28 protein-coding genes are annotated in these 25,214 nt (G+C 70.8%); 10 read left to right on the top strand and 18 right to left on the bottom strand.

Annotation, left to right across the window (positions count from 1 at the left end; all coding sequences use genetic code 11):
• Positions 1 to 4 precede the first annotated feature (4 nt).
• Entirely contained in the window at positions 5 to 580 is a 576-nt protein-coding gene (locus AC1DV7_RS10945; RefSeq protein WP_477597153.1) for an NADPH-dependent F420 reductase, read from the bottom strand.
• A gap of 94 nt (positions 581 to 674) precedes the next feature.
• Between AC1DV7_RS10945 and AC1DV7_RS10950 the strand changes: the two genes are divergently transcribed.
• A complete protein-coding gene (locus tag AC1DV7_RS10950) occupies positions 675 to 1,178 on the top strand; it encodes a MarR family winged helix-turn-helix transcriptional regulator (RefSeq protein ID WP_477597154.1) in 504 nt (167 codons plus the stop codon).
• On the opposite strand, the gene AC1DV7_RS10955 is transcribed toward AC1DV7_RS10950, so the two are convergent.
• Both AC1DV7_RS10955 and AC1DV7_RS10960 read right to left on the bottom strand, forming a co-directional pair.
• A complete protein-coding gene (locus AC1DV7_RS10955) occupies positions 1,175 to 1,903 on the bottom strand; it encodes a GAF domain-containing protein (RefSeq protein WP_477597155.1) in 729 nt (242 codons plus the stop codon). The genes AC1DV7_RS10950 and AC1DV7_RS10955 overlap by 4 nt on opposite strands.
• Positions 1,904 to 1,960: 57 nt before the next feature.
• On the bottom strand, positions 1,961 to 2,698 hold the full coding sequence (locus AC1DV7_RS10960; protein ID WP_477597156.1) for a GAF and ANTAR domain-containing protein: 738 nt from the start codon (positions 2,696 to 2,698) through the stop codon (positions 1,961 to 1,963).
• 346 nt (positions 2,699 to 3,044) lie between these two features.
• Between AC1DV7_RS10960 and AC1DV7_RS10965 the strand changes: the two genes are divergently transcribed.
• Positions 3,045 to 3,356, top strand: coding sequence for an STAS domain-containing protein (locus AC1DV7_RS10965; protein ID WP_477597157.1), 312 nt, complete (start codon positions 3,045 to 3,047; stop codon positions 3,354 to 3,356).
• A gap of 66 nt (positions 3,357 to 3,422) precedes the next feature.
• Here AC1DV7_RS10965 and AC1DV7_RS10970 read toward each other — a convergent pair whose 3' ends face one another.
• The 3 genes from AC1DV7_RS10970 to AC1DV7_RS10980 all read right to left on the bottom strand — a co-directional run bounded on the left by AC1DV7_RS10970 (position 3,423) and on the right by AC1DV7_RS10980 (position 5,251).
• Complete coding sequence (locus AC1DV7_RS10970) at positions 3,423 to 3,998, bottom strand: hypothetical protein (protein ID WP_477597158.1); 576 nt, start codon at positions 3,996 to 3,998, stop codon at positions 3,423 to 3,425.
• A gap of 50 nt (positions 3,999 to 4,048) precedes the next feature.
• Positions 4,049 to 4,723 (bottom strand): DUF6766 family protein, encoded by a 675-nt coding sequence (locus AC1DV7_RS10975; RefSeq protein ID WP_477597159.1) that lies wholly within the window; start codon positions 4,721 to 4,723, stop codon positions 4,049 to 4,051.
• A gap of 81 nt (positions 4,724 to 4,804) precedes the next feature.
• Positions 4,805 to 5,251: a hypothetical protein gene (locus tag AC1DV7_RS10980; RefSeq protein ID WP_477597160.1), complete on the bottom strand. Its 447-nt coding sequence runs from the start codon at positions 5,249 to 5,251 to the stop codon at positions 4,805 to 4,807.
• 97 nt (positions 5,252 to 5,348) lie between these two features.
• Here AC1DV7_RS10980 and AC1DV7_RS10985 point away from each other — a divergent pair, with 97 nt between their 5' ends.
• Positions 5,349 to 6,041 (top strand): phosphatase PAP2 family protein, encoded by a 693-nt coding sequence (locus tag AC1DV7_RS10985; RefSeq protein WP_477597161.1) that lies wholly within the window; start codon positions 5,349 to 5,351, stop codon positions 6,039 to 6,041.
• Between the two features lie 16 nt (positions 6,042 to 6,057).
• Here the strand turns inward: AC1DV7_RS10985 and AC1DV7_RS10990 are convergent, their stop codons facing one another.
• Genes AC1DV7_RS10990 through AC1DV7_RS11000 form a run of 3 tightly spaced genes read right to left on the bottom strand, consistent with a single transcriptional unit; the run spans position 6,058 to position 9,702 of the window.
• Positions 6,058 to 7,479: an aminotransferase class I/II-fold pyridoxal phosphate-dependent enzyme gene (locus tag AC1DV7_RS10990; protein WP_477597162.1), complete on the bottom strand. Its 1,422-nt coding sequence runs from the start codon at positions 7,477 to 7,479 to the stop codon at positions 6,058 to 6,060.
• Positions 7,469 to 8,605: a M20 family metallopeptidase gene (locus AC1DV7_RS10995; protein ID WP_477597163.1), complete on the bottom strand. Its 1,137-nt coding sequence runs from the start codon at positions 8,603 to 8,605 to the stop codon at positions 7,469 to 7,471. Before AC1DV7_RS10995 ends, AC1DV7_RS10990 begins: the two co-directional genes overlap by 11 nt.
• A 38-nt stretch (positions 8,606 to 8,643) precedes the next feature.
• Entirely contained in the window at positions 8,644 to 9,702 is a 1,059-nt protein-coding gene (locus AC1DV7_RS11000) for an NAD(P)-dependent alcohol dehydrogenase (RefSeq protein ID WP_477597164.1), read from the bottom strand.
• A 160-nt stretch (positions 9,703 to 9,862) separates the two neighbouring features.
• On the opposite strand from AC1DV7_RS11000, the gene AC1DV7_RS11005 reads away from it, so the two are divergent.
• Entirely contained in the window at positions 9,863 to 12,121 is a 2,259-nt protein-coding gene (locus AC1DV7_RS11005) for an MMPL family transporter (RefSeq protein ID WP_477597165.1), read from the top strand.
• 42 nt (positions 12,122 to 12,163) lie between these two features.
• Here AC1DV7_RS11005 and AC1DV7_RS11010 read toward each other — a convergent pair whose 3' ends face one another.
• The 4 genes from AC1DV7_RS11010 to AC1DV7_RS11025 all read right to left on the bottom strand — a co-directional run bounded on the left by AC1DV7_RS11010 (position 12,164) and on the right by AC1DV7_RS11025 (position 15,239).
• The gene (locus AC1DV7_RS11010; RefSeq protein WP_477597166.1) at positions 12,164 to 12,469 is read right to left on the bottom strand and encodes a hypothetical protein; all 306 of its coding nucleotides are present in this window, start codon (positions 12,467 to 12,469) and stop codon (positions 12,164 to 12,166) included.
• 52 nt (positions 12,470 to 12,521) lie between these two features.
• Complete coding sequence (locus AC1DV7_RS11015; protein ID WP_477597167.1) at positions 12,522 to 13,925, bottom strand: FAD-dependent oxidoreductase; 1,404 nt, start codon at positions 13,923 to 13,925, stop codon at positions 12,522 to 12,524.
• A gap of 135 nt (positions 13,926 to 14,060) precedes the next feature.
• Entirely contained in the window at positions 14,061 to 14,477 is a 417-nt protein-coding gene (locus tag AC1DV7_RS11020; protein WP_477597168.1) for an arsenate reductase ArsC, read from the bottom strand.
• Positions 14,478 to 14,516: 39 nt separating this feature from the next.
• Complete coding sequence (locus AC1DV7_RS11025; protein ID WP_477597169.1) at positions 14,517 to 15,239, bottom strand: aquaporin; 723 nt, start codon at positions 15,237 to 15,239, stop codon at positions 14,517 to 14,519.
• Positions 15,240 to 15,353: 114 nt separating this feature from the next.
• Here AC1DV7_RS11025 and AC1DV7_RS11030 point away from each other — a divergent pair, with 114 nt between their 5' ends.
• The gene (locus tag AC1DV7_RS11030; protein ID WP_477597170.1) at positions 15,354 to 15,710 is read left to right on the top strand and encodes an ArsR/SmtB family transcription factor; all 357 of its coding nucleotides are present in this window, start codon (positions 15,354 to 15,356) and stop codon (positions 15,708 to 15,710) included.
• Positions 15,711 to 15,804: 94 nt separating this feature from the next.
• Here AC1DV7_RS11030 and AC1DV7_RS11035 read toward each other — a convergent pair whose 3' ends face one another.
• The 4 genes from AC1DV7_RS11035 to AC1DV7_RS11050 form a co-directional block, all read right to left on the bottom strand.
• Positions 15,805 to 16,569 (bottom strand): MerR family transcriptional regulator, encoded by a 765-nt coding sequence (locus tag AC1DV7_RS11035; RefSeq protein WP_477597171.1) that lies wholly within the window; start codon positions 16,567 to 16,569, stop codon positions 15,805 to 15,807.
• Positions 16,570 to 16,682: 113 nt separating this feature from the next.
• Positions 16,683 to 17,444, bottom strand: a complete 762-nt coding sequence (locus AC1DV7_RS11040; RefSeq protein WP_477597213.1) for an ABC transporter permease — start codon at positions 17,442 to 17,444, stop codon at positions 16,683 to 16,685.
• A gap of 10 nt (positions 17,445 to 17,454) precedes the next feature.
• On the bottom strand, positions 17,455 to 18,342 hold the full coding sequence (locus tag AC1DV7_RS11045) for an ABC transporter ATP-binding protein (RefSeq protein WP_477597172.1): 888 nt from the start codon (positions 18,340 to 18,342) through the stop codon (positions 17,455 to 17,457).
• A 95-nt stretch (positions 18,343 to 18,437) separates the two neighbouring features.
• Complete coding sequence (locus tag AC1DV7_RS11050; RefSeq protein ID WP_477597173.1) at positions 18,438 to 18,836, bottom strand: hypothetical protein; 399 nt, start codon at positions 18,834 to 18,836, stop codon at positions 18,438 to 18,440.
• Here AC1DV7_RS11050 and AC1DV7_RS11055 point away from each other — a divergent pair.
• The gene (locus AC1DV7_RS11055; protein ID WP_477597174.1) at positions 18,835 to 19,500 is read left to right on the top strand and encodes a TetR/AcrR family transcriptional regulator; all 666 of its coding nucleotides are present in this window, start codon (positions 18,835 to 18,837) and stop codon (positions 19,498 to 19,500) included. The two genes, AC1DV7_RS11050 and AC1DV7_RS11055, sit on opposite strands and share 2 nt — an antisense overlap.
• Before the next feature lie 69 nt (positions 19,501 to 19,569).
• Positions 19,570 to 21,096 carry an FAD-dependent oxidoreductase gene (locus AC1DV7_RS11060; protein ID WP_477597175.1) on the top strand — a complete coding sequence of 509 codons (1,527 nt, stop codon included), beginning with the start codon at positions 19,570 to 19,572 and terminating at the stop codon, positions 21,094 to 21,096.
• 3 nt (positions 21,097 to 21,099) lie between these two features.
• Here the strand turns inward: AC1DV7_RS11060 and AC1DV7_RS11065 are convergent, their stop codons facing one another.
• Positions 21,100 to 21,774 (bottom strand): ANTAR domain-containing protein, encoded by a 675-nt coding sequence (locus tag AC1DV7_RS11065; RefSeq protein WP_477597176.1) that lies wholly within the window; start codon positions 21,772 to 21,774, stop codon positions 21,100 to 21,102.
• Between the two features lie 184 nt (positions 21,775 to 21,958).
• Between AC1DV7_RS11065 and AC1DV7_RS11070 the strand changes: the two genes are divergently transcribed.
• Genes AC1DV7_RS11070 through AC1DV7_RS11080 form a run of 3 tightly spaced genes read left to right on the top strand, consistent with a single transcriptional unit; the run spans position 21,959 to position 25,186 of the window.
• On the top strand, positions 21,959 to 22,168 hold the full coding sequence (locus AC1DV7_RS11070) for a DUF6582 domain-containing protein (RefSeq protein WP_477597177.1): 210 nt from the start codon (positions 21,959 to 21,961) through the stop codon (positions 22,166 to 22,168).
• 37 nt (positions 22,169 to 22,205) lie between these two features.
• Positions 22,206 to 24,722 carry a molybdopterin oxidoreductase family protein gene (locus AC1DV7_RS11075; RefSeq protein WP_477597178.1) on the top strand — a complete coding sequence of 839 codons (2,517 nt, stop codon included), beginning with the start codon at positions 22,206 to 22,208 and terminating at the stop codon, positions 24,720 to 24,722.
• Complete coding sequence (locus AC1DV7_RS11080) at positions 24,722 to 25,186, top strand: hypothetical protein (protein WP_477597179.1); 465 nt, start codon at positions 24,722 to 24,724, stop codon at positions 25,184 to 25,186. The genes AC1DV7_RS11075 and AC1DV7_RS11080 overlap by 1 nt, the downstream gene beginning before the upstream one ends.
• Positions 25,187 to 25,214: the final 28 nt, after the last annotated feature.

Consider the following 25,214-nt stretch of genomic DNA (forward strand, 5'->3'; position numbering starts at 1 on the left):
GCCGTCAGGCCTTGACGGCGAACCCGCCCGTCCAGCCGACCTTCTCGGCGGCGGCCAGGGTGATCTGCAGGAAACCGAGCGACTCGAGCTCACGAGCGCGCCGCAACGAGCCGGAGTCGGTCGCCACGAGGCCACCAGCGGTCACGATCTCGGCGAGCGACGCCTTCGCGTCGGCGTCGTCACCGGCGATGAGGACGGTCGTGGCCGCGTCGCCGACGGTGCCCGACGACAGGGTGGCGGCGAAGTTGGTGTTGAACGCCTTGAGGACGTGCGAGGTCGGCAGCGCGGCGGCGATCTCAGCTGCGGCCGAGGAGTCTGGCGCGACCGTGAGCGAGTCGAAGGTCTCGAAGTCCAGCGGGTTGGTGATGTCGACGACGATCTTGCCGGCGAGCTGGTCGGCCCGCTGCGTCAGCACGTCCTTGACGACGGGGTACGGCACGGCCAGCACGACGACGTCGCCGGTCACGGGCTTGTCGGTGTCCTTGCTGTCGAACGACTCCGCGACGTTGCCGCCCCGCTCGACGATGCCTGCGATCGCGGTGCCCATGGTGCCCTTGCCGAGGATGCTCACGGTGGTCATGTCGTACTCCTTGTGTCTGGGGGTTTAGTTGATGCTTCAAGTAACGCTAGCACAGGATTAGTTGTTCCGACAACCGATGTGGGATCATGGTCGGATGGACACGAGATGGCTGACCCAGCGGGAGCTGGCTGCCTGGGTGCGGCTCGCCGCCGTGGTGGAGCTGCTGCCCGGGGTGCTGGACTCCCAGCTGCGCCGCGACGCGGAGCTCACGAACTTCGACTACTACGTGTTGGCCATGCTGTCCGAGGCCCCGAGCCGGACGCTGCGCATGACGGCGCTGGCCGGGCAGACCAACGCGACGCTGCCCCGGCTATCGCACGTGGTCAAGCGGCTCGAGGACCGCGGCCTGGTCGAGCGGTTCCCCTGCCCGCAGGACGGGCGTGCCACCAACGCCCGGCTCACGGCGTCGGGGTGGCGCAAGGTCGTCGCCGCCGCGCCAGGCCACGTCGAGGCGGTGCGTGAGCACGTCATCGACGCCCTCACCCCGGAGCAGATCGGACAGCTGACGGAGATCGCCGACGCCGTCCTCGGCCGACTCGACCCGAACGGGACCATGACGGCGATGTACCGCCGCCACGACCAGCCGCAGGTCGGCTAGCGGCCCGCGCCGGTGAGCTCGGGATGGCTGCCGGGGTCGGTGATCACGGCCTGCGCGACCTCGCCCAGACGGTGGTGGTTGTTGCGGGCATAGCGCCGCATGACCTCGAACGCGGTGCCGACGTCGACGCCGAGCATCCTGGCCAAGGCTCCCTTGGCCTGCTCGATCATGATCCTGCTGTTGAGCGCGCTCTGCAGCTGCTCGGTGAGCACCTCACCGCTGCGGATGGTGCGCTCCTGCAGCAAGGCGATGGTCGCGATGTCCGCCAATGCCTGGATGACCCGGGCGTCCTGGGCGTCGAGGGGCCCGGTGTCCCTGCTGAAGAGGTTGAGGGCACCGATCACCTTGCGCTGGTGCCGCAGCGGGAAGGCGTGGACGGACTGGAAGCCGGCGTCCAGGGCGTGCGGGGCGAACAGCGGCCACTGCGCGGTCGCCGAACGGAGGTCGGCGTTGACCACGGGTTGACCGGTCCGGAAGCAGTCCAGGCAGGGGCCCTCGTGGTGCTGGAGCTGGAAGAGCTCCAGCAGCTTGACGGACTCGGCCGAGGACGCCATGTACTGGAGCTGACCGCTCGGGCTGGCCAGGAGCAGGCCGGCGAACGCAGCGCTGCTGACCTGCGCCGTGTGGTGCGTGAGGGTCTCGAGGAACTCGACGACGTCGAAGTCGTCGACCAAGGTGTCGGCGGCGTCGAGGAAGATCTCGGCAAGGCGCTCAGCGGCGATCATCGTGCGATCCCTTCCGGCCCGGGCCCGGCCGTGGTGCCCGTGACCTGTCACAGCTGGTCACGGCTCGTCCCGAGTCAGTCTCAGGCTACCCGCGACGATGTCGGCGGCGACATCGTTCAGGGTGCGTTCGTTGGCAAAGGCGTGGGCCCGGAGGACCGCCATGGCCTCCTCGATGCTCACGCCGAGGTCGACCATGACCATGCCCTGGGCGTGGTAGACCTCGAGGCGGTAGGCCAGCGCGTCGTCCAGGTCGGTGTGGGTGTGTCCGTCCCTGGCCACGGCCTGGTTGTCGAGCAGCAACCGCATGGCGATCTCGGCGAACGTCTCCGCCTGGGCGAACGCCACGGTCGTGAGCGAGCCCGGCTCGTCCCTGTAGATGTCGAGGGCTCCTGCGCGGGCAGCCCCGATCTGCAACGGGAAGGCGAACACTGCCCGGACCCCCTCCTGGTGCGCCGCGGCCGCATAGCCGGGCCAGCGCCGGACCCCGTGGCCGACGAGGTCCGGCTCGAGGACGGGCTTTCGCGAGGCGTAGGCGTCGATGCAGGGCCCCTCCCCCAAGGTGAACTGGAGCTCTTCGAGCCGGCGGCTGCCCGCGCCGTGCGCCGCCACGGTGCCACCGCGATAGCTGTCACCGGTCAGCACGCTGACCCCCGCGCCTGACGCCGGCAGGTTCCGGGTCAGGGCCGAGCAGAGTCGTTGCATCCGCCCGAAGACCCCCGTCGCGCCCGTGGGCGACTCGGGTTCGGCGTCGATCAGCCGGTTGGCACTGTCGACCCGTCTCTCTGCCTCACCCATGACATGGTGCCCTTCGCTGGACGGTCGGCTTCACGCGCGTGAACGCACCAGCGCCTCCGAGCGTGGTGGTCGTTCAGTGCCAGCCTAGTCGCCCGACCGCGGGGAGGCCGGGGCATGGCGACAGTGACCACTGCCCAGGGGTGGCCCCTTTGAGCCAGTGTGCTCGGCCTCCGTCAGGCGTAGGCTGGCTCTGCTCGGCCGCCCCGGACCCGGTGGTTCACTGCGAACCGGGGAGCCCAGGATGAACCAGCCCGATGCACATGACCGCCCCTCGCTGACGGTGGTCCCACGTCTGCAGGCCTCGCCAACGCCCGCCCGCGACCCCATGCGCGAACGGAGAGCGTCAATGTCCGAGCGCCCTAACCTCCTGACCGTCACGCATCGCGACGAGGGTTCGGTGTGGGTGGTCGAGCTCGCAGGAGAAGCCGACCTCAGCACGCAGTCCACGGTGGAGCGTGCGCTCAACCTGGCCCTGACGCACCACCGCACCGCTGTCGTCGTCGACGTCTCCCGGCTCACGTTCTGCGACTCGACGTGCGTTTCCGCGATGCTCGACGCCAACCGGGAAGGCTGCCTGGTGCTGGCCGGTGACCAGGGGATCGTCAGCCGCGTCTTCGACCTGCTCGACCCGGACCAGCAGATCGCCCGCAAGGCCTGACCCAGGCCACGTCGCGCAGCCGCTGGACCCCCTCCCTGATGACGGCGAGGGGGTCCGTGGCGGTGCTCAGGGGGTGGTCGTCGCCACGCGGGGCACCAGCCTGCTCCCTGCGGGGACCGGGAACGGATGGCCGAGGACGGCGAGCCGACCGCGCACCTGGTTCTGTGCCTGGCAGTCAGTGGTGCACGTGGTCGGCGGGTTGGCGACCTCGGTCGCATCCTCACCGGTGACGAAGCCCAGGCGACCGCCGCTCGCGACGTCCCATACCGACATACCGCCGCAGTGCCGGACGCTTGGACTCACCGGGGTGGCCGTGTTGCACGCCGACTGGGGCACGCGGGTGGCGACCTGGGCACTGTCCCGGGCTACGAAGCGGGGCGACAGGTCGTTGGCGATGTTGACCCGCGGGGTCACCTGGACGCAGAACTGTCCGGGGGGGCCGGTCGTGACGCTGGTGCAGCCCGAGCCCAGGAACTGGCCGGCCCGCGACCGGCAGTTCGGGTTGTCGAAGTAGAAGGGCGTGAGCCCGGCGACCGACGACGAGGCCAAGGTGTGGGTGACGCGCGTGGTGGTGCGGTCGCCGCGCTCGGGTTCCATCTGGAAGATCCCGCCCTGGGCGCAGTCCTTGGCCTGGATCTTCATCGACAGATCCGTTCCGGTGCGCTGCAGGGCCGGGCCGAGGTGTCTGGCGCCTAGCCCTCGATGCCCGTCGCCTCGTGCGACTCCCCCACCGGCTTGGACTCAGGGGACCCGCGCTCTCGCAGGTAGATGCTCAGCACCACCATGCTGCCGACGGCGAGGAACTCCGACTGCCAGTTCTGGAAGGTGCGGTTCCAGAAGTCGGCCGCGTGCAGGTAGCCACCCCACCCCAGCGGCTCCTGGAGGTCGTTCAGCTGTTCGGCGTTGTAGGCGCTGCGCCCGGCGACCAGCTGGGCACCCCAGGAACCGGCGAAGATCACACCCATGGTGAGCCCCAGCGAGCGCGAGTACACCGCCGTGACCCAGCCGCCGACCTTCGCCAGGCGCGGAGACCGTGCGTCCGCGTAGCGGCCGACCTTCTGGTCCTTGTCCGACTCGCGTCCTGCCTTGTCGAGGGGCTTGGACTCCGGCGAGCCCTTCTGCACCAGCCACACCGTCAGCAGGATGTAGAGCAGGAACTGCAGGTACTCCGACTGCCAGTTCTCGGCGACGTCGACGGCGAACTGCGACGACGTGAGGTACTCGCCCAGCCCGAGGCCGGGCAGGCCCGCGTCGAGGGCGGACTCGTTGTAGGACGCCTGCCCCGTCAGGGCCTGGCCGACGAGGGCCACCACGAGCAGGACGCTGAAGGCGAGGGTGAGGCTGTTGCCGCGAACCCAGGCCTTCACCGGTGCAGCACCCCCATCGTGACGCAGAAGGTGAGCCCGGCGGCGATGAACAGCAGGTAGCCGATGAACAGTGGTCGCACGTCAGGCTCCCTTGACCTTGCAGTCGTACGGGCGGCCGGCCTCTCGCGCGGTGCAGCCCGCCGCGGTCACCCGCCAGCCGTCCCGGAACCTCGCGAGGAAGATCGTGTCGGTGGACAGGTGGACGATGGCGGCCTTGCCGTAGACCTCCGTCGACCGTGGCGCACCGGTCGAGGCCTTGACCTCGTCGGGCACCTCGTCGGGCAGGGCGTCGGGCAGGGCACCGGCACAGGCACCATCGGTGGCCTCGAGCTCCTCGAGCGTCTGGGGTGCCAGCAGGCCGCAGGCCGTCTGGGGCGCGGTGCCGACGGACCGGCTGAACTCGACAGCGGCAGCACCCGCGTTCTCGTCCTCCACGCTGCCCTGACCGCTGCACGCGCCCACGAGCAGCACAGCGGCCACCAGGCCGACCACCCTCCAGCGCAGTCTCGGCTGCTCGCCCACGATCACGAGAGCGCACTCTAGCCCCGGTTCTCTTCGAGCGCCGACTCGCATCGTTGCTGGTCACGGGCTTGCCCCTTGCGCTGCCGTGGTTGACGATGGCCCGATGGCCTTCCTGACCCGGTACACCGACGACCCTTCGACACCGCGGGTCGGGTCGGCGGTTCGCGACCTGTTCGTGCGGGCCGTGGCACCGGCCGTCGCGCTCTGGGCGGCGATCGTCGGGATCGGGCTGTTCATCCGGGGTCCGCTCAACGGCATCCCGTCCGAGGACGACCTGAGCAAGGACGTCCAGAAGACGCGGACCCCGACCTGGGACAGCGTGACGATGGTCTGGTCCCACATCGGCAACACCGAGATCGTCATCGGCGTCTGCGTCCTGGCGGTTGCCCTCCTCTGGTGGCGCACGCGCCAGTGGTGGGTGGCCGTCATACCGGCGATCGCGATCGCCCTCCAGGCCACGGTCTTCGTGATCGCGACAGCGGTCGTCGGCAGAGGCAGGCCGCACGTCGCCCACCTCGACCCGGCCCCGCCGACGTCCAGCTACCCGAGCGGGCACGTCGGCGCCGCCACGGCGCTCTACGTCAGCTTTGCCCTACTGGCACAACGGATCCAGTCAGCGCTGGTGCGCCGCGTGGTGACGACCCTCTTCCTGCTGGTGCCGTTCCTGGTGGCGTGGGGACGCCTCTATCGCGGCATGCACCACCTCAGCGACATCGGAGTGGGCGCCTTGAACGGCCTGGCCTGTGCGCTCCTCGCGTGGGCCTACCTGAGCCGCCGGGCGCGACGCGCCGACTGACGGGAGACAGGGCCGGTCAGGCCCGGACGACGCGGAGGCTGGCGAGCGTCGGGTCTGACGCGTAGGCGATGCGCACCCCCGCGTCCCGCGCCTGGTGCAGTGCCGCGACGGCAGGCGCCGTGACCTCCTCGCCCGGAGCGATGACGGGGATGCCGGGCGGGTACGGCGCGATGAGCTCGGCACTCACGCGCTCCATCGCGTCGCCGAGGGCGACGGTCTCTGCCGCAGCGAAGAAGGCGTGCCGCGGTGGGACGGCGATGACAGGGTCGACCCGGTAGGACGCCGCCGCGACGACGGGACGCGGCCTGCCGCGGTGGCGTGCGATCGAGCGTGTCGTCGCGGTCGCCAGCCGGTCGAGGGTGTCCGGCGTGTCGGCCAGCGAGACGACGGCGATGAGCACGTCCCGGTCAGCCGACTCGACCGCCAGCCCTTCCGCGAGCAGGTCCAGCTCGACGAGGTTCCCGTCGGCGCCGGTGCCGGGCAGCACGAGGACGAGCTTCAGCGGGTCGACCCCGGGGCCGTCGAGCACCGTCAGCCCGTCGACGGCACGCAGCCGCTCGCGAGCGACGGTCGTCGCGGCGAGCGCCCCGGCGAGCAACGCCTCCCCCTCGCGCTCGAGCAGGGCACGGGAGGCGTCGATGCTGGCGAGGATGGCCCCGGCCGGGCTGGTCGTGGCCGTCGCCTCGACCCCCGCGTCGAGCCGAGCAGCGTCGATCCGCTCAGTGCGTGCGAGGACGAGTGCGGCCTGGCTCCAGGCAGGCAGCGTCTTGTGGGCACTGGTCACCATGGCGTCGGCGCCGAGCTGGAGCGCGTGCGCCGGCAGGTCCGGGTGGAAGCCGAAGTGCGCGGCCCAGGCCGCGTCCACAACGAGCGGTATGCCGTGTGCGTGCGCCGCGTCGGCGAGCCCGGCGATGTCGCCGACCGTCCCGACGTACGAAGGGTCACCGACGAAGACGGCTCGCGCGCGGGGATGCGCCTCCAGGGCGGCACGCACCGTGGCAGGCGCGACACCGAGCGGCAGACCCGTGGCCGCGTCGACCTCGGGCCTGACCCACACCGGCGTGAGACCCGCCAGCACCAGGCCGAGGAGCATCGAGCGGTGCAGGGTGCGGCTCACGACGACCTCGTCGCCGTCCCCCGCCACCGCCAGCGCGAGTGCCTGGTTGGCATGGGTGGCCCCGCCGGTGGAGAAGCGGCAGACGTCCGCACCCCAGAGCCGGGCAGCCCTCGACTCGGCTTCGGCGAGGACACCGGCCGTCAGCTTCATCGTGTCGAGGCCCGCATAGAGCGGGACGTCGCCCGCCACGACGTCACCCACGAGGTCGTGCCGCTGCTTGTGGCCGGGGATGGTGAACGGCGTCTGGGCTGACTCCTGGAAGCGCAGCCACGCGTCGAGCAGTGGCGCGTCGCCCCGCAGGTCCCGGGGGTCAGTCGGCATCAGGCACCCAGGTCGACAGGACCGTGGCGAGCGCAGCCGTAAAGGCACGCACCTGATCGAGGTCGACCCACTCGTCGACGGCGTGGAGCCCTCCGCCGGTCGGGCCGCAGATCAGGGTGGGGCAGACCGCCTGCCACAGCGGCGCCTCCATCCAGTAGGGCGCGTCGAAGGTCGGTCCCGTCCCGAGTTCCGCGCCGAGCAGTGCCGCGAGGTCGGCCGCGGGACCGGTGGTGTCGAGGCGCCACCCGTCACGCGAGGCAGCGAGCTCTGCGTGGGCGAACCACTCGGGCAGCAGCAGCGCAGTCACCTCGCGGAGGGCCTCGGCGCCCTCGGTGTCGGGCGCCGTCCGGAGCTCGACGCTGCACTCGGCGGCGTCCGGGACGACGAACGGGGACGACCCACCACGCGCGACCGTGACCATGAGGTCACCCCCGCCCTCGTGGACGGCGCGTGAGCGCTCGTCGACCGCGTGGAGGAACCTGCCGAGGTGGGTCAGGGCGTTGACGCCGAGGTGGGGCTGCGAGCTGTGCGCCGCCCGGCCCGGGAAGGTCACGGTCACGACGCCGAACCCGCGCAGCGATCGACACAGCTCGAGCCCCGTCGGCTCGGCGACCAGGCAGGCAACCGGCCGGATCCCGAGTCCTGCCAACGCGGCAATGACGGTCTCGCTGCCCAGGCTGGCGTCCTCCTCGTCGGCCACGAGCGCGAGGACCGGTCGGACTCGCGCACCACTGGCGGCGAGCTGCTCGGCTGCGACGACCATGGCCGCGACGCCGCCCTTCATGTCGGCGGCACCGCGGGCCGCGAGGCGGTTGCCGTCGACATGTGGCGTGAAGGGGTCGGTCATGCCGGCCACCCCGACGGTGTCGAGGTGCCCGTTGAGGATGACCGTGGGCGCATCCTCCGGACCGGGACCGACCGCGACGAGACTGGGACGGTCGGGCCGGTCCACCGGGCACAGCACCGTCGTCGCGAAGCCGGACCGCTCCAGCCGCGAGCGCAGCCGCTCGACGATCGCCACCTCACCGGCCGCGCCCTCGACGAGGCCGGGGTTCACGCTGTCGATCCCGACCAGCTCGGAGAGCAGCTCCACGGCCTGCGCCTCGAGCCCGGGAGAGCTGGTCATGCGCGCAGCCTACGGTCGGCCCCGCTGGCCGCGACGCACTACCCGCCGACCTGCTGGGGGTACACGACCGACTTGAGGCTGTCGGGGTCCTGGTCGGACTCCAGCGCCTCGGCCGCGTGGGCGAGGTCGAACCTGCCGGTGACCAGGGAGTCGAGGTCGACCTGGCCACTGGCGACCAGGTGGATCGCGGCCGGCCAGGTGTCGGTGTACCGGAAGATGCCCGTGACCGTGATCTCGAGGTTCTGGATGTGCTCGATGGGCAAGGTCATCTCCGAGGCCCCCAGTCCGACGAGGACCGCAGCGCCGGCCGGGCGGACGGCCTTGATCCCGCTGACCACGGCCCGGGGCGAGCCGGTCGCGTCGATGAAGGCGTTCACGTCCAGGCCGGCCTCGGCCACGTCGACCTCGACGGGGTCGACCACGCGAGTGGCGCCATAGTGCAGGGCGCGCTCGCGGCGCTCCGCGACCAAGTCGGTCACGATGACCTCCGAGGCCCCGAACGCCTTGGCCGCCTGCGCGCAGATGATGCCGATGGGTCCCGCGCCCGCGATGAGGACGCTCGAGCCGGGGACGATGCCGGCCTTGCGCATCGCGCTGATCGCCACCGAGAGCGGCTCCAGCAGTGCGGCCGCCTCGTCCGAGATCGAGTCCGGTATGCGGTGCGCGAACTCCGTGCGGATCGCCGCGTACTGCGCGAAGGCCCCGTCGACGGGCGGGGTCGCGTAGAACTCCATGTCGGGGCAGAGGTTGTAGCGGCCGGCGCGGCACTCGCGGCAGCGGCGGCAGTTGCGCTGTGGCTCGACGGCGACGCGCTCCCCGATGCGCGAGCCGGGGACGTCGGCTCCGACCGCGACGATGGTGCCCGAGCACTCGTGGCCGAGGATCAGTGGCGCGTCCACGACGAACCCGCCGATCCTCCCGTGCCGGTAGTAGTGGGTGTCCGAGCCGCAGACACCGACCGCGGCGACCTGCACGAGGACCTCGTCGTCGGCGACCGACGGCACGGGCACCTGCTCGACCCCGAGCGACCTGGCGCTCGTGAGGACGCTGGCCTGCATGCTTTCCGGTACCTCGAACGGGGTCGTGGTCGTGGTCATGACGCTCACCTTCCTGACGCTGGACTGGCCGGTCCGCGCCATACTCTCCCGCCTGCCGGCAAAAGGCATCCGGCACTCCAACCCTTGGGCGGGAGCATCCCCGGGTGTGCTGGACACCGAAGTGGGGTAGTCCTTGCACAACACAACGGAAGGCTCGTCGATGAGGTCGTGGCGCAAGTCCGAGGCCGGCTCACTCACCAGGTTCTCCGCCTGGCTCGTGGTCACCCTCCGCTGGTTCGTCGTCGTGGGCTGGGCCGCCGGTCTGCTGGCGGCCGGCGTGTGGCTCCCGGCCACGGTCCCCAACGCCGACCTGGGCGGGTTCGCACCCCCCAACAGCCGCGCCATCGCGACCGAGACCGCCTCCGCCAAGGCCTTCGGGTTTCCGGTCCTGTCCCGCACCATGCTCGTGCAACGCGACGACCAGGGCCTGTCGCCGGCGGCGCAGCAGAGGGCGGTGGAGCGCGCTGTCGCGGTGGCCAAGGGCAAGGCCGGTGACATCGGCCCCGTCGTGGGCGTGGTTCCCGTCATCAACGCGCAGGGCGCCTTCCCGGCGTCGTCGGAACAGGGCACCACGGCGCTGAGCTACGTCTTCTTCAAGCCGGGCACCAAGTTCGGCGCCGAGGTCGCGGCTGCGAGCAGGTTCGGCCGGGAGCACGTGGACCAGCCGGACGACCACCTCGTCGGGGTGACCGGGACGGTCCCCGCACAGATCGCGCAGTCGAAGATCCTCTACGGACACCTGATGCTCCTCGAGGGCGCCACCCTGGCGGTCGTCATCGGGATCGTCGCCCTCAAGTTCCGGTCGGTCGTGGCTCCGCTCGTGGCCCTGTTGACCGCCGCCCTGTCGTACTTCATGGCCGTGCGGGTGACCAACTACGCGGGCGGCTTCGTGAAGGGCGGGGTACCGGATGAGCTGAAGCCGCTGGTGCTCGCGCTGGTCCTGGGCATCGTCACCGACTACGCCATCTTCTACCTGTCCAGCATGCGCACGGGCCTGGCGGACGGCCTCGACAAGCTGGAGGCGGCCAAGGCCTCGGCAGCGCAGACCAGCCGGATCGTGCTCGTCGCGGGGATCGCGGTGGCGGCAGGCAGCGCGGCGATGCTGGTCGCCCGGTCGCCGTTCTTCCGCGCCTTCGGTCCGGTGCTCTCGCTGTCGGTGCTCTGCGCGGTCGTCGTCTCAGTGACGTTGCTGCCGGCGCTGCTGGCCATCCTCGGTCGCGTGCTGTTCTGGCCGACCCGACCGCACGGGAGCGGCATCCCTGTCCTGGCACGGGTCGCCGCGCGCGTGATCACCGTGCGGGTGGTGGCGCTGGTCCTCGGAGGAGCCTGCGTCGTCGGGCTCGCGGCGCTGGGCGCCAACGCCGACCGCCTCCGCCTCGAGGTGTCCTTCGTCGCCGCGCTGCCTGCAGACAGTGAGCCGCACGCCGCCGCCGACGCGGCGGCCTCGGGTTTCGCGCCGGGGATCGTCGCGCCGACGGAGCTGTTGCTCCAGGGCGCTGGCGTCGGCAGCGACCGGGACAAGCTCACCCGCCTCGGCCGTGAGCTGGAGAAGCAGCCGGGGGTCGCCGGAGTCGTGAGCCCCAGCATGCTGCCGGACGAGGTGGTGCGGGGAGCACTGGTCACCCGCACCGGCGACGCAGCGCGGCTGCTCGTCATCCTCGACCACGACCCCCTGGGCGCCACGGCCATCCATGATCTGGACCGGCTCGGCTCGACCATGCCCACCCTGCTCCAGCGCGTCGGGTTCGACGACGCCCGCTTCGGACTGGCCGGCGACACCGCCCTGGCCGGCGAGCTCGTGGATGCCACCAACTCCGACCTGCGGCGCATCGCGGTCGCGGTGCTGGTCGTGAACCTGGTCCTGCTGCTGGGGTTCCTGCGGGCCCTTGTCGCGCCGGTGCTCCTGCTGGGCTGCAGCGTGCTCGCCCTCGCCGCAGCACTCGGTTGCCTGACGCTCGTCTTCCAGGACGTGCTCGGGCACGGGGGCGTCGCCTTCTACGTCCCGTTCGCTGCCTCCGTCCTGCTCCTGTCCCTCGGGTCCGACTACAACATCTACGGGGTCGGCCACGTCTGGACCCGCGCCAACCACACGACCCTGCGCAAGGCGATCGCGGAGCGCGTCCCGGAGACGTCCGGCGCCATCACCGCGGCCGGCATCACGTTGGCGGCCAGCTTCGGGATGCTGGCCCTGGTGCCGCTGCGGCAGTTCCGCGAGCTGGCGTTCGTCATGGGGCTCGGTGTCCTCCTCGACGCCTTGGTCGTGCGTTCGGTCCTGGTGCCGGCCCTGCTCACGCTCCTGGGTGGCTTCAGCGCCTGGCCGCGAAAGCTCAAGGGTGCCCAGGTCGAACGGGAGGCCGCCGAACGAGAGGCCGCCGAACGGGAGGCCGCCGAACGGGAGGCCGCCGAGCGCGCCTCGTGAGCTGACCCGCCCTCGCCATCCCCCTGTGGCGTCCGCCGCCGGTCAGGGCAGGTGCCGGTCCAGACGTCGCAGCAGCGGTCCGACCACCGGCCAGTCCTGGGCTCCGGCACGCATCACCCGACCCCGCACCGCCGCGACGGTGCGACGTACCGCGGCGCCCGGCGTCCGCCGACCGGAGTCAGAGGCGGAGCGCGCGCGGCGGTGCAGCCACTGGGCGCACCCGGCACACACCCCGACCTCCGGTCGGGTGCCCAGCCGGGTCAGGTCCTGCTCGTCGAAACCGTTGCCGCAGCACCAACAGAAGAGTCGGTCGACCTGCTCGTGCTCCACCGCCACCGATGCCGTCATGACCCCATCGTCTCCCCGTGGCGCCGACATGACCAGAGGTCAGCACCGCACTTCACCCGCAGCAGCCGCCAGTTCCCTGAGGTGTCACGTCCGCCAGTCCAAGTGCCGTTCGCTGCCCGGTCACGACGGCTCCGACGGCGAGCTCGGCGTCGGACAGCGCGTTGCTCGAGGAGCACACCCCGGTCTCGGGCAGGACGAGCTGGACCTCGTCGGCCGAGGCGTCGTCACCGGCCAGGTGAGCCACGATGGACCGGACCTGCTCGTTGCCCGTCGTGACGAGGAACGTCGGCGCCCGCCCGTACGACTTCATCCCGACCACGAAGAAGCCGGGCTCGTTCTCGTGCGCGAGCTCGCGCCAGCCGTGCGGGGCGACCGTCCCGCACGAGTGGAAGGCTGGGTCGATGAGCGGACCGAGGACCCGGGGCGCCTGCACGCCCGGGTCGAGGTCCAGCTGGAGCTCGGAAAGCACGGTCAGGTCGGGGCGGAACCCGGTCGCTGCGGCGATGTTGTGCACGCCGGCGATGACGCGCTCGCCGTCGGCGGTGCCACCGACGACCGAGGCCGTCTGGCCGTCGCCGTCGATCGTGACCCGGCTCGTCGCGAAGCCAGTGACGTACTCCAGCGCCCCCGAGGCCACCAGGTCCTGAAGATCCGAGCCGAGGCGCCCGCGGTCGGCCAGCTGGTCCTGGGACCCCCCGCCGAACACCCGCCGCGCGGAGGTGCGGCGAATGGCCCACACGATGCGCGTCCCTGGCACCTCGCGAGCCAGCTGGGCGAGCGCCACGAGGGTGTTCGCCGCCGAGTGGCCCATGCCGACGACGAGGGTGGTGCGGCCGGCGAACCGCTCTCGGTCCACCCCGAGGACGTCGGGGAGTGGGCCCACGAGGAAACCGGCTGCGCGAGCCTCTTCCTCTCCCAGTGCGGGCAGGCCCGACGATCCGAGGGGGTTGTGCTGCGCCCAGGTGCCTGAGGCGTCGATGACGGCGCGGGCCCGCAGGTCCTCGACCGCACCGTCGGCGCGCTGGACGCGAACCACGAACGGGCGATCGGCCCGCCCCACTCCGCCGGAGCGGTCGAGTCCGTCGCGGGCGACCGCGAGGACTCGGGCGCCAGTGTGGACCATCTCCGGGCCCAGTGCGCCGGCCAGCGGCCGCAGGTACCGGTCCACGATGTCGGCCCCGGTAGGCGACTGCCGCTCGGCCGGACGGGTCCACCCCGTCGGGGCCAGGACCTTCTCCGCGGTCTCGTCGACGATGTACTGCCACGGGGTGAAGGTGCGGATGTGCCCCCACTCGCTCATGGCGGCACCCACCGCGTCGCCGGCCTCGAGGACGAGGACGGGCAGGTCACGCTGGACGAGGTGCGCAGCCGCGGCCAGCCCGACGGGCCCGGCACCGACGACGACGACGGGCAGGTTTCCGCGGCCGGTGGTGGTGGATGGGGCGGTGTTGCTCATCAAGGTCTCCCTCGGGGTCGCGGGCGGCTCGCCGGATTTGATCGACGAACGTCTATGTCCTGAGGATGGCGGCAACATAGACCGTTGTCAATATGAATCCTGGACGTCTGCTTCAGGCGCCGAACTGGGACCGCGTCAGGCCGTGACGGGTTCCACGCCGAGCTCGTCGAGCAGCCCGATGATGCGGCGCTTGATCTCGTCGCGGATCGGTCGCACCGACTCGACGCCCTTGCCTGCCGGGTCCTCGAGCTCCCAGTCCTCGTAGCGCTTGCCCGGATAGAACGGACAGGTGTCGCCGCAGCCCATCGTCACGACGACATCGGAGGCCTCGACGGCCTCGTTGGTCAGGACCTTGGGCTTCTCGGTGTGGATGTCGATGCCCTCCTCGGCCATGGCCTCGACGGCGGACGGGTTCACCGTCTCGGCCGGGGCGGAGCCTGCCGACCGGACCTCGACGGCGCCGCCGGACAGGTGGTGCAGGTACGCGGCGGCCATCTGGGACCGGCCGGCGTTGTGCACGCAGACGAACAGCACGCTGGGTTTGTCACTCACGGCACGGGCCGCCTTCCATGGGAGGTGTCGTCAGGCAGGTCACGGGTGGCGGCCGACATGCACGGCCTCCGGGAGGTCGAGCGGCACGGAGGACCCGGGCCGCGGGAACAGGAACCCGGTCAGCACAGCACCGAGGAGGGCGCCGACGACCTGGGCGAGGACGAAACCCGGCACGCTGGCCGGAGCGATGCCGGTGAACGTGTCGGAGGTGGACCGGGCCAGCGCCACGGCCGGGTTCGCGAACGAGGTCGAGGACGTGAAGAAGTACGCGGCGCCGATCCATGCCGGGACCAGCACCGGCCCGAGGTGGCCCCGGCCGGTGCGGGTGATGGCTCCGATGGTGAAGAGCAGCCCGGCGGTGGCAACGACCTCACCGAGCCACAAGGCCGGCCCACTGCGCTCGTGCGCCGACGCGTGCCATGCGGGCAGCTCGAACATCAGGTTGGCCACGGCCGCGCCGAGCAGCCCACCGCCGACCTGGGCGAGCACGTAGCCGGCAGCCTCCGCGGGCGCCATGTCGCGCCGGGCCGCCTCGACGAGGGTGACCGCCGGGTTGAAGTGGGCCCCAGACAACGGGCCGAGAGTGGCGATGAGGACCCCGAGGGCAGCCACGGTCGCGAGCGCGTTGACGAGGAGCTGCAGGGCAACGTCGTCGGTGAGGTTGGTGGCCATGATCCCCGAGCCGATGACCGTGGCCACGAGGACGGCTGTCCCGGTGAGCTCGGCCACCAGGCGACGCACGAGTGGCAGGGAGAACGGCATGATGAGCGACGAGCCTTTCCAGTGTTCAGGAGACGTCCTCGACAGTGACAGGCTGCATCGACGCATGTCAACATAGGCCGTAGTCGATTCACCGAGTGTTCACCAGGGAGCGTCATGACGGGTACGAACCTGCTCGCCGAGCAGCCCGCGCAGGAAGCCGACGCGTGCGAGTGCGCACCCACGCCGGCGACGGCGATGTCGCGCGAGGACGCCGACGAGCGAGCCGGCCTGCTCAAGGCGGTCGCCGACCCGGTGCGGCTGCAGCTGTTGTCCATCGTGGCGAGCGCGCCTCGACAGGAGGCCTGCGTGTGTGACATGACCGAGGTCGTCGGGGTGTCGCAGCCGACCGTGTCTCACCACCTCAAGGTGCTGGTCGAGGCGGGCATCCTGACCCGGGAGCGGCGCGGCACCTGGGCCTGGTTCACGCTGGTGCCCGGGCGACTCGAGGAGATCACCCGGATCTTCGGCTGAGCCCGCCCGCTTCGGGTGCAGCCCGCCCGCTTCGGGTGCAGTCCGCCCGCTTACGGTGCAGCTCGCCCGCTTCCGGTGCAGCTCGCCCGCCGACCTACTCCAGTGGCCTGATGTTGGTCCAGCCGGTCCAGCCCCGCTCCTCCAGGAGCTCGAGCAGCCGCGTGGCGCACGGGAAGGACTCGACGAACGCCGCGTCCAGCAGGGCCACCAGGTCCTCGCTGACCGGGTGCTCCTCCTCGAGCCCCTCCGCCTCGGCCGCGGCCGCCGCGATGAAGGCGGCAACCCGGTCCGCCAAAGCCGGCAGCCGCGGGTCGTCGGGACCGCAGTCGACGAGCTCCCCGACGTCGAGGTACAGGTTGCGCAGTGACTCGTGCTCGATCTGGGTGCGCTTGATGGCCATCAGGTCCGGCACCGCCTCCGGCATCTGGGCGGCGATGAGGATCCAGCTGTCACGCTCGACCTCGATGAGCCGCTGCCGGAACCCCAGCTCACGCATCCGGTCGAGGTAGGTGGTCACCTCGGGCGGCAGGGCCAGGCTGTCGCCCGCCGCGAGCTTGGCGATGCGCTCGCGGTGCCGTTGGCGCTCACGGATCTCGGCCCGCAGGCGGCGGTCGATCTCCTCGACCGCCCCTGCGAACTGCGAGTCACCGGCCGTCAGGAGCTCGCGCACCCGTGACAACGGCACGCCGGCGTCGGCCAGGGTGCGGATCTTGACGAGCTCGACGACCGCTGCGGCGTCGTAGCGCCGGTAGCCGGAGTGGTCGCGTTCGGGCTCGGGCAGCAGGCCCTTAGCGTGGTAGTGGCGGACCGCGCGCACCGTCACCCCTGCATACGAGGCGATCTGGCTGATCGTCAGCATGGCGACATTCTCCTGTGTGCCGTCGAGGGTATGGCGGCCAGCCGCCCGGGCGGGCGGTCGGCCGGTTCACCGGTGGGCCGGGTTGGCCGGCCGGTCCGGCGCGTGGTCGGTCGTCAGGCGATCTTGCTGCTGTAGGTGCGCATTGCGAGGGCGTACGCGACCAGCAGCAGTCCGACACACCAGCCGAGCGCCGTCCAGCCCTCGGAGCCGACCGACTGCTCGGCATAGAGGTTGCGGATGGTGTTCACGATCGAGGTGACGGGCTGGTGCTCGGCGAACCAGCGCACCGGGCCGGGCATGCCGGCGGTCGGCACGAAGACCGAGCTGACGAACGGCAGGAAGATCAGCGGGTAGGAGAACCCGCTGACGCCGTCGACCGACTTGGCGGTCAGCCCGGGGATCACGGCGAGCCAGGTGAGAGCCAGGGTGAACAGCACCAGGATGCCGAGCACCGCCAGCCAGGCGAGCACCCCCGCACCCGACCGGAACCCCATGGCCAGGGCCACGAGGACGACGAGCACCAGCGAGGTCAGGTTGGCCACGACCGACGTCAGCACATGGCTCCACAGCACGGCCGACCGGGCGATGGGCATGGACTGGAACCGTTCGAAGACGCCGCCGGACACGTCGGTGAAGAGCCGGAACGCGGTGTAGGCGATGCCGGAGGCGACGCTGATGAGCAGGATCCCGGGCAGGAGGTAGTTCACGTAGTTCCCGTCGCCGGCCTGGATCGCGCCGCCGAAGACGTAGACGAACAGCAGCAGCATGGCGATCGGCGTCACCGCGGTGGTGATGATCGTGTCGGGACTGCGCAGGATGTGGCGCAGCGAGCGCTTGAGCAGGACGACGGTGTCGTGGACGAAGTAGGTGGTCATCGGTGACTCCTCAGTGGTCGACGCGGTCATGGTCAGCGCGGTCATGGCCGACCCGGTCATGGTCAGCGCGGTCATGGTCAGCGCGGTCATGGTCAGCGCGGTCATGGTCAGCGCGGTCATGGTCAGCGCGGTCATGGGCGACGCGGTCGTGGCCCACGATCGCGAGGAAGATGTCTTCGAGGGACGGCTGCTTCTCGACGTACTCGACCGTGGCCGGTGGCAGCAGCTGCTTGAGCTCGTCGAGGGTTCCGTCGGCGATGATCCGGCCCTCGTGGAGCACCGCGATCCGGTCGGCGAGGTGCTCGGCCTCGTCGAGGTACTGCGTGGTGAGCAGCACCGTCGTGCCCTGGCCGGCGAGCTCACGGAGGGTCTTCCACACCTCGAGCCGGGACTGCGGGTCCAGGCCCGTCGTGGGCTCGTCGAGGAACAGCACGGGCGGGTTGCCGATCAGGCTCATCGCGATGTCGAGGCGACGCCGCATTCCTCCTGAGTAGGTCGCCGCTCGCCGTCCGCCGGCCTCGGTCAGGTCGAAGCGGGCAAGCAGGTCGTCAGCGATCGCGCCCGCCTCAGGCATGCGTCGCAGCTGCGCGACCAGGACGAGGTTCTCGCGACCGGTGAGGACGTCGTCGACGGCCGCGAACTGCCCGGTGAGGCTGATCGACTCGCGGACCCGGTCGGCCTCCGCCACGACGTCGTGCCCGTTGACGGTGGCGGTCCCACCGTCCGGCTTGAGCAGCGTCGACAGGATCCGCACCGTCGTCGTCTTGCCTGCACCGTTGGAGCCCAGCAGGGCGAAGACGGTCCCCGCGGGCACGCTCAGGTCGACGCCCCTGAGCACTGGTTGGTCGCCGAAGGACTTGGTCAGTCCGTTGATCTCGATGGCTTGTCTCTGGGTCATGGACACAGCGTGCAACCCTGACCCAGCGTCAAGGTCAAGCGCCGTTTCTCACCGCTGCAAACGTATCCAGCCCACCTTCACACCCTGGGAACCCGTCACCTCCCGCTGGTCGGCCCGAGGACGTCGGCCATGAAACGCCGGTAGCGACGGCGGCCAACCAGCCGCCATACGGCTTTGACCGGTCCGGGCAGGCCGGCGAGCATCCGGGCGGCCTCGGGAGGAGTCGCCACGGCGAGCATCTCGCCCATGGCGGTGAAGCGCTGCTTCGGCGTGAACTTGCTGAACGCGACCTTTCCCCCGTGGTCCCACTCGTCCTGGGTGATGTGGGCGGCGATCAGCGGCACGACATCACGCTCCTCCTCGGTGAGGTGCTCGGAGAGCCGGTCGGCCACGGCGCCCAACGCCGTCGCGAGTGCTGCCGATCTCTCGGTGGTGGGTGAGGCCTCCCACGCGGACAGCTCCTTCCGTGTCGTGACGAGGGCGTCGTGTGCCATGGCGAGGACTGTCAAGACCCCGCAGCGGACCCGGCGAGAGCGTGCCGCGGCGACGCGGGAGCGCGTGATCCGGTGTGCCATCGAGGTGTTCACTGAAGCCGGTTACGTCGGAGCACGGATGAACGACATCGCCGACCGCGCCGGAGTGGCAGTCCAGACGGTGTACTTCACCTTTCACACGAAGGCTGAGCTGCTGCAGGCCTGCTTCGACTTCGCGGTGCTCGGGCCGGACCGACTCCCACCCATGGAACAACCGTTCTTTGCCGACCTCCTCGCTGCACGCTCCGGCCGAGCGGCGCTCGCCGCATTCGTTCGCGGCAACACGGCGATCCTGGGACGCTCGGCGGCCATCAAGGAGGTCGCAGAATCGGCGCCGCACGAGCCCGAGGCGGTCGCGGTGGTCGACCGCGGTGAGCGCTTGCGCCGCGAGGGCCTCGCCGAGGTCGTCCGGCTGGTCCACGAGCGGTTCGGCCTGCGGGCGGGAATGGCCGTCGACGATGCCACCGACCTGCTCCTGATGCTGACCTCGTCCGGGACCTACCTGACGCTTCGGCGCTACGGCTGGAGCGAGGAGAAGTACGTGGGGTGGCTGACCGACGCGCTCGCCAAGCAGCTGCTCGCACAGCCGGGGCGTGCCACGCCGCGGGAAGCCTCTCCACGCTGAGCTCCGTCTGGACACCACCTGTGCACGTGACGAAGTGCCGCAGGTCGGGGGTCGTGGTCTGCTTGGGTCATGGGATCGCTCTGGCTGGATCCGCCCCCCTCGCCGCAGACCGACGTCCTGGTACCGGGGCGCGCGCATGACGTGATCGTGGTCGGCGCAGGCCTGACCGGCCTCGCGACCGCGCTCCTGCTCGCCCGGGCCGGGCGCAGCGTGCTCGTCCTCGAAGGCGACGAGGTCGGCCACGGCACCACGGGCCACACCACCGGCAAGGTAAGCCTTCTCCAGGGAACGGTGCTGAGCGGCATACGGGCCCGCGCCTCCGACGCGGAGCTCAAGGCCTATGTGGCGGCGAACCGGGCCGGGCAGGAGTGGCTGGTCGAGTTCATGAGCGCCGCCGGCGGGCGCGTGGACACGCGCGACGCCTGGACGTATGCCGTGTCGGGCGAGGGCCGTGACGCGGTCACCCTCGAGTTGGAGGCAGCCCGCGACGCAGGCCTGTCGGTGGAGGAGACCTCCCAGACGGAGCTCCCGTTCGCGGTGAGCGGTGCCATCAGGCTTGCCGACCAGGCCCAGCTCCACGCCGGTGAGCTGCTTCGGCTGCTGGCCGAGAGCCTGCGTGCTGCCGGCGGCACGCTGGTCACGGGCGCGCGGGTGACCGGCGTCAGCATGGGCTCACCACCCGTCGTCACCATCCGGACGCAGGTCCCTGGTCCCGGCACCGCCGAGGACACCTCGATGTCGGCCAGCCATGTCGTGCTCGCCACGGGCACACCGATCCTCGACCGCGCACTGCACTTCGCCAGGCTCGAGCCGCTGCGCTCGTACGGCCTCGCCTTCCGCGTGCCCGGCCCGGTGCCGGCGGGCATGTACCTCTCCGCCGACCAGCCCTCCCGGTCACTGCGCACTGCGACCAGCAACGGCGAGAGGCTTCTCGTGGTCGGCGGCGAGGGGCACGTCGTCGGTCGTGGCGGCCCGACCCAACCTCGAGTCGACCGGCTCGTCGAATGGACGCAGGCGCACTTCCCGGACGCGGAGCCGACGCACCAGTGGTCCGCGCAGGACTACCGCAGCACACCTCGCCTCCCGCTGGTCGGGCCGCTGCCCGGCAGCAGTGGGGCCGTCCTCGTCGCCACCGGCTTCGCCAAGTGGGGCATGACGAATGCGACCGCCGCCGCCCTCGCCATCTCAGGCTGGGTGACCGAGGCGCCGGCAGAGTGGTCGGCGGAGCTCTACGGCCACACCCCGGGGCTCACCGAGGTCGTCGACGCCACGAAGCTCAACGCAGCCGTGGCGGCGCAGCTCGCCCGTGGATGGGCTCACGGCTTGGCCACGACGGCGTCGACCGTGCCCAGCGAGGGGGTCGGCGTCGTCGGTCGCCGTGACGGCGTCCCCGTTGCCGTGAGCACCGTGGACGGGACCACGTGTGCCGTGTCGGCGGTGTGCAGCCACCTCGGCGGGGTGGTTGCCTGGAACGACGCGGAGCGGACGTGGGACTGCCCGCTGCACGGGTCGCGGTTCACCTGGGACGGGCGCCGGCTCGAGGGCCCCGCCGTCGACGACCTGCGCCGTCTTGACTCCCCACCTGGCGCGTCCTGAGCCTCACGATGGCTCTGGTGGACGAGGCCGTCCGTGGGACAGCGGCGGCTTCCTTGCCTCGTCGTCGAGAAGCTCCAGCCGGCCGTCCATCTGGCCGTCCAGCGGGCCGTCCAGCGGCCGTGGCCGATCCGGCGCCGGCTCCGAGAACCCCGCCACCATCCGCGCAGCCAGCGCCGCCAGCTTGAGGTTGTGCTGGTTGGAGTACGTCCGAAGGAGCCCGAACGCGACATCCGCATCGACACCGAAGCGCATCATCAGCGCACCCTTGGCCTGTTCGATCGCCGCTCGGTGCGCGGCCGAGGCCGCGACCGCCTCGCGAGCGTGCTCCACCAAGGGTTCCGTGACGTCGACCACGATGCCCGTCAGCCGCTTGACCGTGCCGGCGACAGCCTCGCTCTGCCCGACGAACATGACCCTGCGAACCTGACCTTGCGGGTCCCTCAGCCGGTACACACACGAGTACGGCCCCTCGTGCTCGAGGTGGTGTCGGAACCGCGCCAGCATCTCGGGCCGGTCCTCCTCGACCATGCGGCTCAGGATGAGCTCGGTCGTGGGCACCTGGTGCTCACCGACTCCGTGCAAGGCATGCAGCCCACCCGACCAGGACCAGCGCCGCCCCTCGACCTGGTACTCGAACAGCATCACCTGACCGTCGGCCAGCTGCTCAGGGAGAGCCACAGCAACCTCCTTCACGACGACCCAGAGGGCCACCCGGAGAGGGACGGCTACTTCTCAACCTTGCCCAACTACACGTCGATTTTGCCTCCCGCTCCAGCGGTTCGCAAGCACCCCGAGCCGTGAGGATTGGGCGGGGCACCCTGTGGGTAGCAAGCAGGTCACACTCTCGAGGAAGGAGCCCGCCGTGTCGAAGGACCTGAGCGACAGCGAGAACCGCAAGAAGCTCAAGAAGTCGTCGTTCGCGTTGCCGGAGGAGGAGAAGTACCCGATCCCTGACATCGAGCACGCGCGCAACGCCTTGGCCAGGGTGGCCCAACACGGGTCGGAGGCCGAGCAGAAGAAGGTCCGGGCAGCGGTGGAGAAGAAGTACCCCAGCCTGAAGAAGGACAACTGAGAACTCCGCCACCAGCCCGTCAGAGGAGGGCGCTCCCATGACCGACCGCATCGCGGACATCTGGGGCGAGAGGACCCCGCACGCGAAGGGGACGGCCTGGCCGGCCCGCGTCGACGTGCACCTCGACGGAGGCATCGGGGAGGACGAGGTCGACCGCTGGGTCCAGTCCGCGTGCCTGTTGTGCAGCAACGGGTGCGGCTGCGAGATCGCGGTCAAGGACGGTCGGATGGTCGGTGTCCGCGGCCGGGCTGGTGACGTGGTCAACCACGGACGCCTGGGACCCAAGGGATTGTACGGAAGTACCGCCTGGGCCTCGTCCCCAGACCGGTTGACCACCCCACGGATCCGGCGTGGCGGGACCCTGGTGGAGACCGACTGGGACACGGCGATGGGGCGCATCGTCGAGGAGTCCAGGCGACTCCTCGACGCCAAGGGCCCACTGTCCCACGGCTTCTACACCTCAGGGCAGCTGTTCATCGAGGAGTACTACACCCTCGCCGTCATCGGCAAGGCGGCCTTGGGCACGCCACACATGGACGGGAACACCCGGTTGTGCACTGCCACCGCTGCGGCGGCGTTCAAGGAGTCCTTCGGTGCGGACGGCCAGCCGGGCTCCTACACCGACATCGAGCACGCGGACGCGATCTTCCTGTTCGGGCACAACATGCCCGAGACGCAGACGGTGCTGTGGATGCGTGTCCTGGACCGGACGCGAGGAGGCGACCCGCCGAAGGTGGTCTGCGTCGACCCACGCAGGACACTCGTGGCGCAGGAAGCCGAACGCACCGGCGGGGTTCACCTCGCCCCGCGCGTGGGCACCAACCTCGCGCTCATGAACGGGCTGACCCGAGAGCTCTTCGTCAACGACTGGGTGGACCACGACTGGGTCAGCGCCCACACCATCGGCCTCGACGAGCTCCGCAAGACCGTCGGGCCCTACACGCCGGAGGAGGTCGAACGGATCTGCGCCGTCCCGGCCGACGCGCTGCGCCGCGCCGCTCAGATCTTCGGGGAGAGCGAGGCGGTCCTCTCGACCGTGCTCCAAGGCTTCTACCAGTCACACCAGGCCACCGCTGCCTCCGTCGCCGTCAACAACCTGCACCTGCTTCGTGGGCTCATCGGCCGCCCCGGCGCGGGCGTGCTGCAGATGAACGGTCAGCCCACCGCCCAGAACAACCGCGAATGCGGTGCTGACGGAGACCTGCCCGGGTTCCGGAACTGGGGCAACGCTGCCCATGTGCAGGAGCTCGCGCGGCTGTGGAACATCGACCCGATGACGATCCCGCACTGGGCTCCGCCCACCGATGCGATGCAGATGTTCTCCTACGCCGAGCACGGGTCCATCGGCCTGCTGTGGATCTCGGCCACGAACCCGGCGGTCTCCATGCCGGAGTCGGCACGGATCCGCAAGATCCTGTCGGGCGACACGTGCTTCGTCGTGGTGCAGGACCTCTTCCTGACCGAGACAGCGGAGCTGGCTGACGTCGTCCTGCCCGCGGCGGGTTGGGGAGAGAAGACCGGGACGTTCACCAACGTCAACCGCACCGTCCACCTGTCGGAGAAGGCGGTGGAGCCGCCAGGAGAAGCCAAGAGCGACCTGGACATCTTCCTGATGTACGCGCGGGCCATGGGCTTCGTCGACGCGGACGGCGCCCCCATGCCGGCGTGGGAGACCCCGGAGGCTGCGTTCGACGCCTGGCGCGAGGCCACCCGAGGGCGACCAGTGGACTACACCGGCTTGTCCTATGACAAGCTGCGCGGGCCCACCGGCATCCCCTGGCCCGTCAACGACGAGGCACCGGACGGCACCGACCGCTTGTACGTCGACGGCGTCTTCCCCACCGACACCGACTACTGCGAGACGTGGGGCCACGACCTGCTAACCGGGGGTGCGGTCAGCGAGACCGAGCACCGGGCCAAGGCTCCCGCGGGTCGGGCCTTCCTGAAGGGGGCTGCACACACCCCGGCCCACGAGCTGCCCTCGCCGGACTTCCCGCTGCTCTATACGACCGGCAGGACGGTCTACCAGTTCCACACCCGGACCAAGACAGGGCGCTCGAAGTCCTTGAATCACGCGGCCCCCGACGCCTGGGCCGAGCTGTCGACCCACGACGCCGAGTCGCTGGGCATCCTCGAGGGAGACGTGGTCCGCGTCGAGTCGCCGAGAGGTGCCATCGAGGTCAAGGCGCGCGTCGGTGACGTCATGCCCGGTACGGTGTTCGCGCCATTCCACTACGGGTCGTGGGACCTCGACGGGGTGACACCCGAAGGGCAGTCACGACAGGCCAACGAGCTGACCATGACGGTCTGGGACCCGGTCTCCAAGCAGCCCTACTTCAAGACCGCGGCCTGTCGGGTCACGAAGGTTCGGCCCGGCGACGGGCCTTCGCCGGCTCCCACCACCGCGGCGTCCGCACCCGTCGGCTCCGAGGTGCCGGCAACCCGGGGCGGCGAACCCGCCCGGTCCCAGGTGCTCGCCGAGACCCCCGACTACCCGCTCGACCCGTCGCGACACCCGCCCGGGCGTGCCTCGGCGACTGGTGGTGAGGGCTGATGCCCCACCTGTCCACTTACGTCGCCCTCGCCGATCACAGTGAGCAGATCCTGGCCCAGTCGTTCCGCACGCTGGCCGACGGCCGACCGGACGTGCACGACGTCTTCCACATGTGCCAGACCCTCGCCACGATGAGCGACACCCATCGCGAGGCGCTTCGACCGGTCGCGGCTCGATACGGCGAGGACCCCGATGTCGACGAACCCGAACGGCTCCGCGCGACGGGTGTGGGCACGGTCCGCGAGGGCGAGGTCGGGCTCTTGCGCGACTTGCAGGACCTCCACCTGTTGGCCACGCTGGTGAAGTCGACGTGGATGGTGGTCAGCCAAGGCGCGCAGGGCCTGCGCGACCGGCAGCTGCTGGCGATCGCTCAAGAGTCCATGGCCGACACCGGGCGCCAGCTCACCTGGCTCGAGACGCGTATGAAGGCCGCAGCTCCACAAGCACTCATCGTGGCTCCGTGACCGGCGCTGGCCGGGCGGCGTCGGGACC

The organism is Pedococcus sp. P2_E4, assembly GCF_056403935.1.

Excerpts from the sequence above, each read along its gene's own strand:
- AC1DV7_RS10955 (WP_477597155.1), bottom strand. The coding sequence starts at position 1,903 with ATGATCGCCGCTGAGCGCCTTGCCGAGATCTTCCTCGACGCCGCCGAC.
- AC1DV7_RS11025 (WP_477597169.1), bottom strand. The coding sequence starts at position 15,239 with ATGCCGTTCTCCCTGCCACTCGTGCGTCGCCTGGTGGCCGAGCTCACC.
- AC1DV7_RS11035 (WP_477597171.1), bottom strand. The coding sequence starts at position 16,569 with ATGCTGACGATCAGCCAGATCGCCTCGTATGCAGGGGTGACGGTGCGC.
- AC1DV7_RS11030 (WP_477597170.1), top strand. The coding sequence starts at position 15,354 with ATGACGGGTACGAACCTGCTCGCCGAGCAGCCCGCGCAGGAAGCCGAC.
- AC1DV7_RS10960 (WP_477597156.1), bottom strand. The coding sequence starts at position 2,698 with ATGGGTGAGGCAGAGAGACGGGTCGACAGTGCCAACCGGCTGATCGAC.
- AC1DV7_RS10945 (WP_477597153.1), bottom strand. The coding sequence starts at position 580 with ATGACCACCGTGAGCATCCTCGGCAAGGGCACCATGGGCACCGCGATC.
- AC1DV7_RS11060 (WP_477597175.1), top strand. The coding sequence starts at position 19,570 with ATGGGATCGCTCTGGCTGGATCCGCCCCCCTCGCCGCAGACCGACGTC.
- AC1DV7_RS11080 (WP_477597179.1), top strand. The coding sequence starts at position 24,722 with ATGCCCCACCTGTCCACTTACGTCGCCCTCGCCGATCACAGTGAGCAG.
- AC1DV7_RS11000 (WP_477597164.1), bottom strand. The coding sequence starts at position 9,702 with ATGACCACGACCACGACCCCGTTCGAGGTACCGGAAAGCATGCAGGCC.
- AC1DV7_RS10995 (WP_477597163.1), bottom strand. The coding sequence starts at position 8,605 with ATGACCAGCTCTCCCGGGCTCGAGGCGCAGGCCGTGGAGCTGCTCTCC.
- AC1DV7_RS11050 (WP_477597173.1), bottom strand. The coding sequence starts at position 18,836 with ATGGCACACGACGCCCTCGTCACGACACGGAAGGAGCTGTCCGCGTGG.
- AC1DV7_RS11040 (WP_477597213.1), bottom strand. The coding sequence starts at position 17,444 with ATGACCACCTACTTCGTCCACGACACCGTCGTCCTGCTCAAGCGCTCG.
- AC1DV7_RS11005 (WP_477597165.1), top strand. The coding sequence starts at position 9,863 with ATGAGGTCGTGGCGCAAGTCCGAGGCCGGCTCACTCACCAGGTTCTCC.
- AC1DV7_RS11075 (WP_477597178.1), top strand. The coding sequence starts at position 22,206 with ATGACCGACCGCATCGCGGACATCTGGGGCGAGAGGACCCCGCACGCG.
- AC1DV7_RS10970 (WP_477597158.1), bottom strand. The coding sequence starts at position 3,998 with ATGAAGATCCAGGCCAAGGACTGCGCCCAGGGCGGGATCTTCCAGATG.
- AC1DV7_RS10990 (WP_477597162.1), bottom strand. The coding sequence starts at position 7,479 with ATGCCGACTGACCCCCGGGACCTGCGGGGCGACGCGCCACTGCTCGAC.
- AC1DV7_RS11045 (WP_477597172.1), bottom strand. The coding sequence starts at position 18,342 with ATGACCCAGAGACAAGCCATCGAGATCAACGGACTGACCAAGTCCTTC.
- AC1DV7_RS10965 (WP_477597157.1), top strand. The coding sequence starts at position 3,045 with ATGTCCGAGCGCCCTAACCTCCTGACCGTCACGCATCGCGACGAGGGT.
- AC1DV7_RS10950 (WP_477597154.1), top strand. The coding sequence starts at position 675 with ATGGACACGAGATGGCTGACCCAGCGGGAGCTGGCTGCCTGGGTGCGG.
- AC1DV7_RS11055 (WP_477597174.1), top strand. The coding sequence starts at position 18,835 with ATGGCGAGGACTGTCAAGACCCCGCAGCGGACCCGGCGAGAGCGTGCC.
- AC1DV7_RS10985 (WP_477597161.1), top strand. The coding sequence starts at position 5,349 with ATGGCCTTCCTGACCCGGTACACCGACGACCCTTCGACACCGCGGGTC.
- AC1DV7_RS11010 (WP_477597166.1), bottom strand. The coding sequence starts at position 12,469 with ATGACGGCATCGGTGGCGGTGGAGCACGAGCAGGTCGACCGACTCTTC.
- AC1DV7_RS11015 (WP_477597167.1), bottom strand. The coding sequence starts at position 13,925 with ATGAGCAACACCGCCCCATCCACCACCACCGGCCGCGGAAACCTGCCC.